Source organism: Actinomyces timonensis, from assembly GCF_040702965.1.
Lineage (GTDB): Bacteria > Actinomycetota > Actinomycetes > Actinomycetales > Actinomycetaceae > Actinomyces > Actinomyces timonensis_A.
In genome coordinates, this window is sequence record NZ_CP159989.1 from 2,005,566 (window position 1) to 2,018,993 (window position 13,428).

General features: G+C 69.6%; 11 protein-coding genes and 1 pseudogene. 5 read left to right on the top strand and 7 right to left on the bottom strand.

What is annotated here, in order from left to right:
- Positions 1-14: 14 nt before the first annotated feature.
- From ABXS69_RS08700 to ABXS69_RS08715, 4 genes are all read right to left on the bottom strand, one after another.
- Entirely contained in the window at positions 15-1,868 is a 1,854-nt protein-coding gene (locus ABXS69_RS08700) for an alpha-glucosidase (protein WP_366180284.1), read from the bottom strand.
- Positions 1,869-1,971: 103 nt separating this feature from the next.
- Entirely contained in the window at positions 1,972-2,874 is a 903-nt protein-coding gene (locus ABXS69_RS08705) for a carbohydrate ABC transporter permease (protein WP_366180285.1), read from the bottom strand.
- A gap of 6 nt (positions 2,875-2,880) precedes the next feature.
- Positions 2,881-3,810 (bottom strand): sugar ABC transporter permease, encoded by a 930-nt coding sequence (locus ABXS69_RS08710; protein ID WP_366180286.1) that lies wholly within the window; start codon positions 3,808-3,810, stop codon positions 2,881-2,883.
- Positions 3,811-3,819: 9 nt separating this feature from the next.
- On the bottom strand, positions 3,820-5,091 hold the full coding sequence (locus ABXS69_RS08715) for an extracellular solute-binding protein (RefSeq protein ID WP_366180287.1): 1,272 nt from the start codon (positions 5,089-5,091) through the stop codon (positions 3,820-3,822).
- Positions 5,092-5,241: 150 nt separating this feature from the next.
- Here ABXS69_RS08715 and ABXS69_RS08720 point away from each other — a divergent pair, with 150 nt between their 5' ends.
- From ABXS69_RS08720 to ABXS69_RS08735, 4 genes are all read left to right on the top strand, one after another.
- On the top strand, positions 5,242-6,498 hold the full coding sequence (locus ABXS69_RS08720) for an ROK family transcriptional regulator (protein ID WP_366180288.1): 1,257 nt from the start codon (positions 5,242-5,244) through the stop codon (positions 6,496-6,498).
- 390 nt (positions 6,499-6,888) lie between these two features.
- The gene (locus tag ABXS69_RS08725; protein ID WP_366180289.1) at positions 6,889-7,428 is read left to right on the top strand and encodes a hypothetical protein; all 540 of its coding nucleotides are present in this window, start codon (positions 6,889-6,891) and stop codon (positions 7,426-7,428) included.
- Positions 7,425-8,087 carry an OmpA family protein gene (locus ABXS69_RS08730; protein WP_366180290.1) on the top strand — a complete coding sequence of 221 codons (663 nt, stop codon included), beginning with the start codon at positions 7,425-7,427 and terminating at the stop codon, positions 8,085-8,087. Before ABXS69_RS08725 ends, ABXS69_RS08730 begins: the two co-directional genes overlap by 4 nt.
- Positions 8,088-8,157: 70 nt before the next feature.
- A complete protein-coding gene (locus ABXS69_RS08735; protein WP_366180291.1) occupies positions 8,158-8,835 on the top strand; it encodes a sugar O-acetyltransferase in 678 nt (225 codons plus the stop codon).
- Between the two features lie 131 nt (positions 8,836-8,966).
- On the opposite strand, the gene ABXS69_RS08740 is transcribed toward ABXS69_RS08735, so the two are convergent.
- The 3 genes and pseudogenes from ABXS69_RS08740 to ABXS69_RS08750 all read right to left on the bottom strand — a co-directional run bounded on the left by ABXS69_RS08740 (position 8,967) and on the right by ABXS69_RS08750 (position 12,207).
- Complete coding sequence (locus ABXS69_RS08740; RefSeq protein ID WP_366180292.1) at positions 8,967-9,842, bottom strand: carbohydrate ABC transporter permease; 876 nt, start codon at positions 9,840-9,842, stop codon at positions 8,967-8,969.
- Positions 9,839-10,867 (bottom strand): sugar ABC transporter permease, encoded by a 1,029-nt coding sequence (locus tag ABXS69_RS08745; RefSeq protein WP_366180293.1) that lies wholly within the window; start codon positions 10,865-10,867, stop codon positions 9,839-9,841. The genes ABXS69_RS08740 and ABXS69_RS08745 overlap by 4 nt, the downstream gene beginning before the upstream one ends.
- 58 nt (positions 10,868-10,925) lie before the next feature.
- Positions 10,926-12,207, bottom strand: a pseudogene (locus ABXS69_RS08750) (ABC transporter substrate-binding protein).
- Between the two features lie 280 nt (positions 12,208-12,487).
- On the opposite strand from ABXS69_RS08750, the gene ABXS69_RS08755 reads away from it, so the two are divergent.
- Entirely contained in the window at positions 12,488-13,405 is a 918-nt protein-coding gene (locus tag ABXS69_RS08755; protein ID WP_366180294.1) for a cation diffusion facilitator family transporter, read from the top strand.
- Positions 13,406-13,428: the final 23 nt, after the last annotated feature.

Sequence of the window (13,428 nt, forward strand, 5' to 3'; positions counted from 1 at the left end):
TGGGCGGCACCGCATCAGAGGGTACGGCGCAGGATGAGGGAGTCCCATGCCTCCAGGCGGTCGGGGGCTCCCAGGCCCAGGGCGTCGGCCTGCTCCACGGGCAGGGAGGCGAGGAGCACGCGCTCGGCGTCGGCCCACTCCCCCAGGTCAAGACCCTCCGCCGCGAGCCGCGCCCGCAGGGCGCCGCCCTCGGTGAGGTCCAGGGGCGCGCGCCCGTAGGCGGCCAGGAGGAGGAGCTGGCGCTCGGCGCCGTCGGCGCCCTTCCACGAGCGCAGGATGATCCAGGTGTCGGGGCTGGTGGCGTCGAAGAGCCGGAAGGTTCCCAGCGCCATCGCGGGATCTGCGTGCCGCAGGGAGATGAGCGCCCGGTGGTGCTCGAAGACGCTGCCCGGGACCCCCACCTGGCTGGCGGCGTTGACCTCGTCGGCGTTGGGGGCGATGGGGATCCATGGCGTGCCCGTGGTGAATCCGGCGCCGGGGCCCGGCTCCCACTGCACGGGCGTGCGGGCGTTGTCGCGGGAATTCGGGCGCAGGCTGTTGACGACGACGGCGGGGTCGTCCCCCGCGGCCACGCGCTCCCGGTAGTGGTTGAGGGACTCCAGGTCGCGGAAGGAGGAGATGTCCGGGAAGACGGTGCTCGTCATGCCCAGCTCCTCGCCCTGGTAGATGTAGGGCGTGCCGCGGTGCATGTGCAGGATGGAGGCCAGGGTCTTGGCGCTCATCGCCCGCAGGCTGTGATGGTCGTCCCCGAAGCGGGAGACGGCGCGGGGCTGGTCGTGGTTGTCCCAGTAGTTCGAGTTCCAGCCGCGCTCCGTCAGCGAGCCATCCGGTTCGGCCTGCGGGGCGAGGGCGTCCTGCCAGGAGGCGAGGTTGGCCTTGAGCGCCACATGGTCCACGGGGACGGGGTCGAACTTCCCGCCGGGGCCGTCGGCGAGCCCCACGTGCTCGAACTGGAACACCATGTCGAGCTCGCCCCGATCGGGGCCCGTGTAGAGGGGCCCGTCGGACAGGCGCGCCCCGGGGGCCTCCCCCACGGTGATGATGTGGCCGGGGCGCGGGGCGAGGACCTCGCGGTTCATCTCGGCGAGGAACTCGTGGATCCTCGGCCCATTGGCGACGGCGTAGAATCCGTCCCCGAACAGGTCGCCCGGCCCCTGGGCCCCATCGACCAGCGGATAGGTCTTGGAGATGAGGTTGATGACGTCCATCCGAAATCCGTCGACGCCGCGGTCGAGCCACCAGGTCATCATGTCGTGGACGGCGCGGCGCACCTCGGGGTTCTCCCAATTGAGGTCCGGCTGCTTGCGCGAGAACAGGTGCAGGTAGAACTCGCCCGTGCGCTCGTCCCACTCCCAGGCGGGCCCCGAGAAGAAGGATCCCCAGTTGGTGGGCTCGGTGCCGGGCTGGCCGGGCTCCAGCCCCGGCACCTGGCGGGGCGGCCGCCAGATGTACCAGTCACGCTTGACGGAGCCGACCGCGCTGCGGGAGTCGACGAACCAGGGGTGCTCGTCGCTCGTGTGGTTGACGACGAGGTCCATGACGAGCCTCATCCCGCGGGAGTGCAGGCCTGCGATGAGCGCGTCGAGGTCGGCCAGCGCGCCGAAGACCGGGTCGATGTCGCGGTAGTCGGAGATGTCGTAGCCGTTGTCGTCCTGCGGGGAGCGGTAGACGGGGCTGAGCCAGACGACGTCGACTCCCAGGGCGTCGAGGTAGTCCAGGCGCTCGGTGATCCCGGGGATGTCCCCGACGCCGTCGCCATTGGTGTCCTGGAAGGACCGGGGGTAGATCTGGTAGACGACGGCGTGGCGCCACCAGTCTGCGTCCATGCCTACGTGGCGGGGGCTGGTGATGAGGGCGGGGTGGCTCATGGCTCTCCTCGAGGCGGTCCGGGGCGGTCGACGCCGGTGTCGCGGCGCGCGCCGAGCCGGCGGTGGTCGGGCGGGAGGGGGTCGCGTTACCGCGGGCGCGGGCTCACTTCTGCGCGCCGCGCACGACGCCGGAGATGACCCAGCGCTGGGCGAGGACGTAGACGACGAACATGGGGGCGATCGCCATGAGGTAGGAGGCGAAGGACACCGGGTAGTTCGTGTTGAACTGGCCCTGGAAGACGTACTGGGCCAGCGGCAGCGTCGCCTTGGACTGGTCGGTGAGGATGACCAGGGGCAGGAGGAAGTCGTTCCAGGCCCACAGGCAGGTGAGGATGCCGACCGTGGCGTTCATCGGGGACAGCAGCGGGAAGATGATCCGCCAGAAGATGCCCCAGCGCGAGGCGCCGTCGATCGCGGCGGCCTCCTCCAGCTCCTCGGGGATCGACTTGATGAACGAGGTGTACATGAGGATGTTGAAGGCCATGCCGTAGACGACGTACAGCAGGATGAGGCCGGCCTCGTTGTCCAGGCGCAGCATGGCGGTCTCCCTGACCACCGGCAGCATGATGATCGGGAACGGCACGAACAGGGCCGCCACGAGGTAGTAGTACATGATCCTGACCCAGCGCCGGTGCATGTTGCGCCCGAGCGCGTAGGCGACCATCGAGTTCGACAGGATCGTGAAGACCGTGGCGCCGAGGGTGATGATCGTGGAGGTCAGCACGCGCCGGGGGTAGGAGGTCATCTCCCAGGCCTCGGCGAAGTTGTCGATGCTCCAGCGCTCGGGAAGCGCCCAGCCGGAGGCTGCGAGCTCGGCCGGTGTCTTGAAGGCCGTGACGACCGTGAAGTACAGGGGCACGAGGATCGTGAGGCTGAGGACGACGACGAGCAGCGTGGTCCACCAGTTGGCGCCCCTGAAGGCGCCGCGGCGGCGGACCTTGTAGGCGGCGGCCGGGCCGGCGCCGATCTGGGAGGCGGCCTGGCGGGCGGAGGTGGTAATCGTCATGGCGGATCAGACCCTTTCCTGGCTCTGCGTGAAGCGCAGCTGGGCGAAGGACAGAATCACCACGATGAGGAAGTAGATGATGCCGTTCGCCGTCTGGTAGGCGTACTCGCCGCCCTGGAAGCCGTTCTTGAAGATGAGGTAGGAGATGGACTGGGTCGCGGTGCCGGGGCCGCCGCTGGTGAGGGCGACGATCTGGTCGAAGACCCCGAGGAAGCCCTTGAAGGACAGGACCATGTTGATGCCGAGGTAGGGGATGATGAGCGGCAGCGTCATCGACGTCAAGCGGCGCACGGGTCCGGCGCCGTCCAGGGCGGAGGCCTCGTAGATCTCCTCCGGCACGGTCTGGAGCCCGGCGAGGTAGATGATCGTGCTGTAGGCGACCGACTGCCACACGCCGACAACGACGATGGCGAGCCATGCGAGGCTCTCGTTGGCCAGCAGTGACGTGCTCAGCCACTCCCAGCCCAGCGCCTGCCCGATCTGGGGCAGGTTGTTCGTGAACAGGTAGCTGAAGATGTAGGAGACGACGAGGACCGGCAGGACGTAGGGCACGAAGAACACGCCGCGGAAGAGGCTCTGGGCCTTGAGCCGCGTGTTGAGCAGGAGGGCCAGGCCCAGCGCGATGATGTTGGTGAGGACCGAGGCGACGATCGCGTACTTGAAGGTGAACAGGTACGAGCCCCAGATGATGTCGTCCTGGAAGAGGTTCTTGTAGTTGGTCAGCCCGACGAAGTGCCAGTCGCCGTATCCCTGGAAGTTCGTGAAGGTGTAGAAGAAGCCGGTGAGCAGGGGGATCGTGAGCAGGACGGTGAAGACGAGCGCCGCGGGCACGATCATCCACACGAAGGCGGGGTCGATCGGCTTGGGCCTGTTGCTCGGCCTGGTCTGGGCGCCGGCGCCCTCAGCGGGCGCGGCCTGGCTGGTTCGTGCTGTCATGGTTCCGCCTCAGGACGTCTCGTTGATGCGCTTGACGACCTTGTCCCACTGGGTGTCCAGGGTCTGGACGAGGGCCTCGAGGTCGCCGTTGAAGAGGTACTGCTGGATGTAGGCGTTGAGCGTGATCGCCTGCGGGAAGTTGTGGTCGGAGTAGGTGGCCAGGCGCTCGTCGTCGAAGTAGGGCTGGAGGCCCCCGAGCGCGGGGTCGTCGGCCGTCAGGGTGGTGAGCGTGGGGTAGGCGGTCTGCTCCCTGCAGTAGGCGGACATGTTCGCCTCGCTCATGATGTACTCGAGGAAGCGCTGGTTCTCCTCGGGGTGGGCGGGGTCCTCGCCCATGGTGAAGGCGATGTCGACGCCGGAGACGACCTTGGTGTCGGTCGCGTCGTCGGCGGGGGTGGCGAAGGTGCCGAGGTTGATGTCCGGGTTGTAGGAGCGGATCGCGGGGATGGCGTAGGTGCCGTGCCAGTACATGGCGCCCTTGCCCTGGGCGAAGCCCTGGTTGCCGTCGTTGTAGCCCAGGGAGGCCTTGTCGTCGTTGCCGTACTGGTAGGCCTGGAGCATCTTCTCGAAGACGGGCGCCAGCTCGCGGAACGAGGTGCGCCCGTCGATGACGCGACGCCTGCCGTACCAGGCGGCGACGCCGTCGGTGAGGAAGGAGCCGGACAGGGAGGAGAAGGCGGGCGCCCCCGTCCAGTTGTCCTTGGTGGCCCAGTAGAAGGGGTTGATGCCCTGCGCCTGGAGCTGGTCGCAGACCTCGATGAGCTCGGCCCAGGTGGTGGGCGGCTCGACGCCGGCGGTCTCGAAGACGTCCTTGTTGTAGATGATGCCGGAGCCGTTGTCGGCGAAGGCGAGGCCGTTGGTCTCACCCTCGGCGCCGGTGCCCAGGGTGTTGAGGATGCCGGCCACCGTGGGGTTGACGCCGTCGAGCAGGCCGGAGTCGGCGAAGTCGGCGAAGACGCCGGTGCGGGCGAGCGCGCCGTAGCTGTAGTCGCCGTTGATGGTGATGAGGTCGGGGACCGAGCCCTTGACCAGTCGCGCGCGCAGGGCGGTGATGCTGTCGGCCTGGAAGTTCTGGGTGACGACGACGTCGGGGTTGGCGGCGTTGAAGTCGGCGCAGATCGTGTCGAAGAGGGCGATCGCCTCGCTCTTGAACTGGAAGAGCTCGAGGTGGACCTTGCCGTCGTCGCCGGACGAGCAGCCCGCGAGCGCGCCGCCCGCCGCCGTGAGCGCCGCCGCCCCCGCCGCGGTGGCGAGGAAGGAGCGTCTGCTCAGTGCTGTCATGAGGGGACCTTCCGTGCGTCCTTGCTGAGGAGTGGGTGCCGGATGGGCGACCGGGGGGACCGTTGCGCATCCGCGATTATTTTGCTTCAGAATAAACATGGGCACAAGCCCTAGAGCCGCCCCTGCGGGCGCATGGGGCAGGATAGGACCGTGACCTCCCGCGACCGCGCGCACCCTCCGCCCGCAGGCGCCGGGGCCGCCGCCCCCGGCGCGCCCACACGGGCCCACGCCGCCCCACCCACCGCCCCCGGCGCGTGGTCGGGCCTGAGCGGGACGCAGCGGCGCATCGCGCTCGAGCTCCTGCGGCACGGGCGCATGTCGCGCGCCGACCTCATGGAGCGCGTCAGGATCTCCGCGGGGTCGATCACGCGCCTGACCTCCCCCATGCTGGAGTCCGGCACGCTGCTGGCCGCGGCCGAGCGGGTCTCCGCCACCGGCCGTCCGCAGTCGCACCTCGAGGTCGACGCCGGCGCCGAGCGGCTCGTGGGCGTCACCCTGTCCGGCCGCCACCTCACCGCCGTGCTCACCGACCTCAGGCTGACGGTGCTGGCCTCTACCCGGCTCGAGATCACCGACCACGCCCCCGAGGCCGTCGTGGCCCTGCTGGCGAGAGCCGTCGGCGACCTGCGCTCCCGCCTCACCGACGACGGGACGCCCGTGACGGGGCTGGGGCTGACGCTGGGCGGCTCGAGCCGTGACGGCCGCGCCGTCGACGAGGCGGTCTTCCTCGGCTGGCACGGCGTGCGCCTGGCCGAGGCCGTGGAGGCCGCCACCGGGATCCCGACGCTCGTCGGCAACGACCTCACCGCGATGACGGAGCGGGAGCTGTGGTTCGGCGCCGGGCGCGAGCACGAGCGCTTCAGTCTCGTGACCGTGGGCGCCGGCATCGGCTACGGGCTCGTCGTGAACGGCTCGGTCGTCTCCTCACCCGACGCCCAGCTCGGCCTCATGGGCATGGTGCCCGTGCCCGACGGCGGGTTCCCCCCGGTCTCCTCGCCCGCCATGGCCTGCCTCACCGACGCCGCTCTCGAGCGCGCCTGGTCTGAGCGCCTCGAGGCCGGCGGCCGCCACTGGGGCCCCGACCGGGGCGCGCGCGCCGCCCGCATCCTGTCCCTGGCCGAGGACGGTGACGGTGACGCCGTGGCCGTGTGCGCCTCCTTCGCGCGCCGCCTGGGCCGCTTCATCGGCATCACAGCGGCCTTCACCCTGCCCGAGACGGTCATCGTCGCGGGCGAGCGCGCGAGCGTCGCCTCCCTGTTCGAGGCCCAGGTCATGGCCGGGATCGCGGCGGTGCGCCGCTCCAGCGCCGCCCCCCTGGACGTCGTCGTGCGCGAGCACGACCGCGCCCAGTGGGCCCGCGGCGCGGCGGTCCTCGTCCTGCGCGCGCGCATCGCCGGCGAGCTCTGAGCGGGGCCGCCGGGCTCATCCACGGGGAGCGGATGGGCAGTCCCCGTGGAGTTGGGGACTGCCCGTGGAACGGGAGCGCCCTTCCCATTCCCAGCGCGCCGCCGTCCTCCTACTCTCAAGGCATCAGCGCAGGGGCGAAGACGGGAAGAATGCACGATTCGCCGAGAACCACTGCGCGCCGCGTCCCAGAGGAGGAAACATGAATCGCATCGACCACAGCCCACGCCCGGAATTGACCCGGCAACCGGCTCCCGGCCCGTTCCCAGGCGGCGCCGCCGCGCCCTCGCCGGCGTCGCTCTCGTCACCGCGCTCGCCGCGCCCGGCCTGGGGGCCTGCGGCACCGGCGGCGAGAACGACGTCGGCTCCGACACCACCGCCCAGGCGCAGCCCGTGGACCCGGCCGTCGCCCAGGTCCTCGATCTCACCGCGGCGAACGTCGGCGCGAAGAAGCCCATCGACGTCTCCACCGAACTGCCCTCCATTGAGTCGCGCGCCACCTCCAACAAGGGCACTCCTCTGACTGTCACCCTCAATGCCGTGACCGTCAGCGGCTCCGTCACCACCGTGGTCTTCTCCGCGACGAACAACGGCAAGGGCGGGAGCAGCCGCTGGGAGGTCTCTGATTTCTTCTCCGACGGCGAGTACAAGTACCCCATCGACTCCGCCGGCCACAAGTCCGAGAACCGGGGGAAGGGCGACAACACCGATGGCGTCTACCTCACCGACACCACGAATCAGAAGGTGTACCGCACCGCCTATGACACCTCCGGGGGCTGCCTGTGCTCGGGGAATCTCAGCGATGCATTCGTCAGCGAGGGGCGGACGCTGGTCTTCCAGACCTCCTTAGCGGCCCTGCCCGAGGGCGTGAGCACGGTGGATGTGTCGATCCCTGGAGCCGGGACCTTCAGCAACGCGAAGGTGACGCGATGAGCGCCCCCGTCCATCGGTCATCACTGCGCGCGGCGGCCTGCGCCGCCGCCCTCGCGGGGGCGCTGGCGCTCGGGGGCGCCGCGAGCGCGGCCACCCCCACCCCGAGGGCCGACGACTCCGCGAGGAACTCACCCATGGCCTCGACCCTGCCCTCACTCACCCAGGCGGCGCCCCCGGAGACCGCCTCGACCGTCACGCACATCGCCGCCCCGGTGCTCGATCCCGTCTCCCCGGTGCTGGACATCATCGCCCCGGTGGCCAGCTCCGATGGCGCGGTGAGCACGAGCAGGGTCGGCAATACGACGACGGCGACGCTGTCCAACGACGTCACCTTCGACGTCGACTCCGCGACGCTCACCACGCGCGCTACCCAGGTCCTCGACTCGATCGTCACCGGCTGGGCGGGCAAGGCCCCGGCCGAGGTGACCGTGGTGGGGCACACGGACTCCGTGGCCGACGAGGCGCACAACCAGGCGCTGTCCGAGCAGCGCGCCCAGGCGGTGGCCGACTACCTCACCTCGAAGTCCCCGGGGCTCAAGGTGAAGGCGTCCGGCAAGGGCGAGACGGAGCCAGCCGCCTCGGAGACCAAGGAGGACGGCTCGGTCTCCGAGGAGGGAAGGGCCGCCAACCGCCGGGTGGTGCTCACCTGGCAGCAGTAGCGCCTTCCCGCCTGGCGAGCGGCGGCCCGGCCCCAGGGGGATCGGGCCGCCACTCGCTAGGCTCGGACCCATGCCGAGCACCCAGAGCACCGCGCCGACCGGCGCCCCCGGCCACGCCGGCGCTTCCGAGCGCTTCCCCGAGGCCGCCCCCTTCCTCGCGGGGGACGACCGCTCCAACCGCGAGCGCATGATCGCCGGGGACTGGTACGTGGCCGATGATCCGGAGAACTCCCGCATCTCCGCGGCCGCGCGCCGCGCCCTCCACCTCTACGAGGAGGCCTTCAACCTCGGCGAGCCGGGGGCCGAGGAGCACCTGCGCGCGGCAATCCCGCGCCTGGGCCCCGGCTGCAGGCTGCTGCCGCCGGTGCGCGTGGACTATGGCGACCGGATAACGGTCGGGGAGGAGACCTTCGCGAACTACGGGCTCGTGGCCCTCGACGTCGCCGAGATCCGCATCGGCGCGCATTGCCAGATCGGCCCGGGCGTCCAGCTGCTCACACCGGTCCACCCCCTGGAGCCGACGGCCCGCAGGGCGGGCCTGGAGTCGGCCGACCCGATCACCATCGGGGATAACGTGTGGCTGGGCGGTGGCGTCATCGTCTGCCCGGGCGTGACGATCGGCGAGGGCTGCGTGGTGGGGGCGGGAGCCGTCGTCATCAGGGACCTGCCGCCCTACTCGCTGGCGGTGGGCAATCCCGCGCGCGTCATCCGCTCCCTCGACGACTCCACCTTCGCGCCCCGCCGCTGAGGCCCCCAGCGACGCCGCGGGGCGGCGCCGTCGAGAGCCGCCGGGCCCGGGGCGCGAGTGGCGGTCCGGGATGGCTGCCCGGCCCGCCTCCCCCCAGCGGGCGGACGCGCGCCTTCTTGACCGGGGCTCGCTCACTGCTTGAGGCCGCCCGCGGCCAGGCCGGCGACGATGCGGCGCTGGAAGAGCAGCACCATGATGATCAGCGGGACCGTCATGATGACGCCGGCGGCCATCTGGGAGCCGAAGGGCGTGTTGAACTGCGAGTCACCGGTGAACTTGGACAGCAGCACCGTGGCGGGCTGCATGGTCGGCTTGTTGATCATCGTGACGGCCACGAGGAACTCGTTCCACGCGCCGATGAAGATGATGATCGCGGTGGTGAAGATGCCCGGGGCCGCGATCGGCAGGATGACCTTGCGGAAGGCCTGGCCGGGGGTGCAGCCGTCCACCATGGCGGACTGCTCGAGCTCCTGGGGCATCTGGCGGAAGAAGCTCGTCAGGTTCCACACCGCCAGGGGCAGTGAGAAGGACAGGTCGGGGACGATCATCGCCTGGTAGGTGTTGATCCAGCCCCAGTCGGTGAAGTTCTTCAGCAGCGGCACCATGATCGCCACGAGGGGGAACATGGAGGTCGCCAGCACGACGATGAGGAGCATCCCCTTGCCCCGGAAGTCCAGGCGGGCCAGGGCGTAGGACGTGAGCGTGGCCACGGCCAGGGCGACGATCGTGACGACGACGGACACGATGAGCGAGTTGAGCAGGCCCTGCCCGAAGTAGTTCCCCGAGGAGAAGACCGATTCGTAGTTCTCCAGGGAGGGGTGGGCGGGCCACCAGGAGTTGTCGAAGACCTCGGTGTCCGGGCGCAGGGAGGAGACGAGCATCCAGTAGAAGGGCGCCAGGCAGTAGATGACGATGAGGACGATGCCGAATGTCGAGGCGATCTCGCCCCAGGAGTGCTTCCTGCTCGGCCGCTCGATCGCGGGCGTGGTCGATGCGGTGGCGCTCATGAATCGCTCCTCTCGACGACGGCCGGGGCGAACGCAGCGCGCTTGGGCAGGAAGGCCGAGGCCGGGAGCCTCCCGTCGCTCCTCTTCCTCCTGTGCCTCTTCTCCGGCCCCGCACCCAGGTCGGCGTGGGTGATCCTGGTGAAGGCGAGGGCGAAGGCGAAGACATAGAGGAAGAGGATGAGCGCGTAGACCGCGCCCGAGCCGTAGCGCAGGTTGGAGGCCTCGTCCTGGACGAGCATCGAGATGGTCTCCACGCTCGCCTTGCGCGGCCCGATGAGGATGTAGGGGAGGTCGAACATCCTCAGGGCGTCCAGCGCGCGGAAGAGGACGGCCACGGCCAGGGCGGGCTTGACCAGCGGCAGCGTGATGCGGGTGAAGCGCTGCCAGGTGGTGGCGCCGTCGATCTTGGCGGCCTCGTAGACCTCGTCGGGGATGACCTGGAGGCCGGCGAGCGTGAGCAGCCCGATGTAGGGGGCGGTCTTCCACACGTCGGTAATGATGATGGCCATCTTCGCCGTCAGGTCGCCCGATGCCCACATGACGTGATGGCCGAGGATGGCGTTGGCCACGCCGTTCTGGTTGAAGATCCAGGCCCACAGGATGGAGGACACGGCGGTCGGGATGGCCCAGGGCACGAGGATCGAGGCGCGCACGATGCCGCGCCCCCTCATGGCCCTGTGCATGATGATCGCCATGGCGACGCCCAGGAGGGTCTCCAGGACGACGGTGACGACTCCGAACAGGGTGGTGTTGTAGACCGCGTTCCAGAACCGGTCCCCGGAGCCGGAGAAGATCCTGGTGTAGTTCTCGAGCCCGACGAAGCGCTCGGCCTCGTCGAAGAATCCCGTCGACTTGTTCAGCTCGGGCGGGGCGAAGAGGGACTGGTACAGGGATTGGATGACGGGGATGACGATGACGACGCCCAGGATGAGGATCGTCGGGGTGATGAGGAGCCAGGCGAGGCGCGATTGTGCCCGGCTCGCCTGGGAGCGGTGCTTGAGCGCCGCCCGCGTATCCGTGCTCATAGGCTCTTCTCGTTTCCTTCTGAGGAGTTCGTACGACTAGTGGATCGCCGCCGGGCGCTCAGGACAGGCTCTTGAGCGTCGCCTCCAGACCGGAGATCGCGGCCTGCGCGGTGGTCGCGCCCGTGATGGCCGAGTAGAAGGCGTCCTGGATCGCTGCGGTGACATCGCCGTAGTAGACGGCCTTGGGGCGGCTCCTGGCGGAGTCGAGGGACTCCCTGAGTGTCGGCAGGAAGGGGAAGGTCTCCAGCTGCGCGGGGTCCTCGTAGAGGGAGCCGACGATGGGCGCCAGCGTCTGGGTCTCCAACGCGTAGCGCTCGGAGTCCGGGGAGGTGAACCACTGGATGAATCTCAGCGCGGTGGCCTTGTTCCTCGAGTAGGCGGAGATCGCGCAGTTGTGGCCGCCGAGGGTCGGCACGAACTTCTTGCCGTCGATCATCGGCAGGGGCGCGACGGCGAACCTGTCCTCCCCCAGGGACTCCATGTCGTTCTTGTACTGGTAGGCCCACTGCCGGTAGAAGAGGAGCTCGCCGGACTCGAAGGCGTTGCGGCCGTCCTCCTCCTTCCACTCAAGGGACTCCTTGGGGATGTAGCGGCTGGCGAAGGCGTCCATGAGGTTCTGGAGCCCGGCGACAGCCTCGGGAGAGTTGATCGTGACCTCCCCCTGGTCGTCGTAGAAGGAGCCCCCGGCGGTGTTGATGAACTCCGATGAGCAGCAGGTCAGGCCCTCGTACTTGGCGTACTGGCCGCCGAAGCCCCCGATGGATGAGTGCCCGGGCAGCGCGCGCACGGCGTCGATCGCCCTCTTGACCCCCTCCCAGTCCCTGGGAGGCTCCTTGATCCCGGCCTCGGCGAGGAAGTCCTTGCGGTAGTACATCATCGAGGAGTCGGTGGCGAAGGGCATAGCGAAGAGCCTGTCCCGGTAGATCCCGGTGTCCCACACCGACTCGATGACATCGGGGCTGGCGAACCGCTCCTGAGGCAGCTCGATGATCCAGCGGTGGGCGGCGAACTCGGCGATCCACACGAGGTCCACGGAGATGACGTCGTAGGCGTCGGACTTCGTCTGGGCGTTGTTGATCATGGACTGGCGCTGCTGGTCCGCCTCGGAGGAGAAGCTCGATGAGCGTGACCTCCTCGCCCGGGTTCTCAGCGTTCCACTGATCGATCCGCTTCTTGACCATCCCCCCGGAGTTGTCCTTGCCCTGGACCCAGGTGATCGGCCCGGTCCCGGTGATCTCAGCGCTGGCGCCTGCTCCTCCGCCGCAGGCCGCGACGGCGGCGCCGGCCGCCGCCAGGGCGGAGCCCTGGATGAATCGGCGACGGGGTAGCGAGCTCGTCATATGAGCCTCCTCCTTGAACCTCATCGGTGGCGGGCCGCGAGCGCCCGCGCATCGGCCACAGGCATCAACGACTATGACCCAGGTAACAGTAGATCGGTCGGCGAACCGCTTCCGCCACCTTGCGAGCGACCTATCTGTGATCTTCGACTCAACAGACATCCGATATTTATGCTGGCGGCAGCCCTTCTCACGTGAGATAACGGCGGCGCCGGCCCTCGCTCGCGGTAGCGTCGCCGTGACGCGCGCTCGGCGGCGCCCCGACTCGACCCAAGGAGGACCCATGGCCCACGACCATTCTGGCGGCAAGGCGATCATCGCGGCGCTGGCCGCCAACGTCGGCATCGCCGTCACCAAGGCCGTCGCCTGGCTGCTCACCGGCTCATCGTCGATGCTCGCCGAGTCGGTCCACTCCCTGGCGGACTCCGGCAATCAGGCGATCCTCCTCCTCGGCGGCAAGCGGGCCAAGCGGCAGGCCGATGAGCGGCACCAGTTCGGCTACGGGACCTCCCGCTACCTCGCGGCGTTCATCGTCTCGATCGTCCTGTTCACCCTGGGCGGCCTGTTCGCCCTGTACGAGGCCTGGGAGAAGCTCAGCCACCCGCGCGCCATCGACTCCTGGCACTGGGTGCCGGTGGCCGTCCTCGTGGTGTCGATCGGCATGGAGGGCTTCAGCCTGCGCACCGCGCTGCGCGAGGCCCGCGCCGCCCGCGGGGGACGCGGCCTGCTCGGCTACATCCGCGATTCCCGCTCCCCGGAGATCCCCCTGGTCCTCCTGGAGGACATCGGCGCGCTGGTCGGCCTCGTCCTCGCCCTGGGGGGCGTGTCGATGACGCTGCTGACCGGTGACGGGCGGTGGGACGCGATCGGATCGGCGTCCATCGGCCTGCTGCTCGTCGTCATCGCCCTGTTCCTGGCCTTCGAGATGTCCTCCCTGCTGCTGGGGGAGTCGGCGGCGCCCGAGCACCGCGACGCCATTCTCGCGGCGATCCCTGGCGGGGCGCTGGACTCCGTGGTCTACCTGCGAACCATCCACACGGGGCCCGAGTCCCTCCTCGTGGCGGCCAAGGTGGCCGTGCCCAGCGGGGCGACGGGCATGGCGATCGCCGAGTCGATCGACGCCGCCGAGGCGCGCGTGCGCGAGGCGCTACCGGGCCTGAGCACCACGATCTTCCTCGAGCCCGACATCCGCCGCGCCTGAGCCGCGCACCCTGGGCCGCGAGG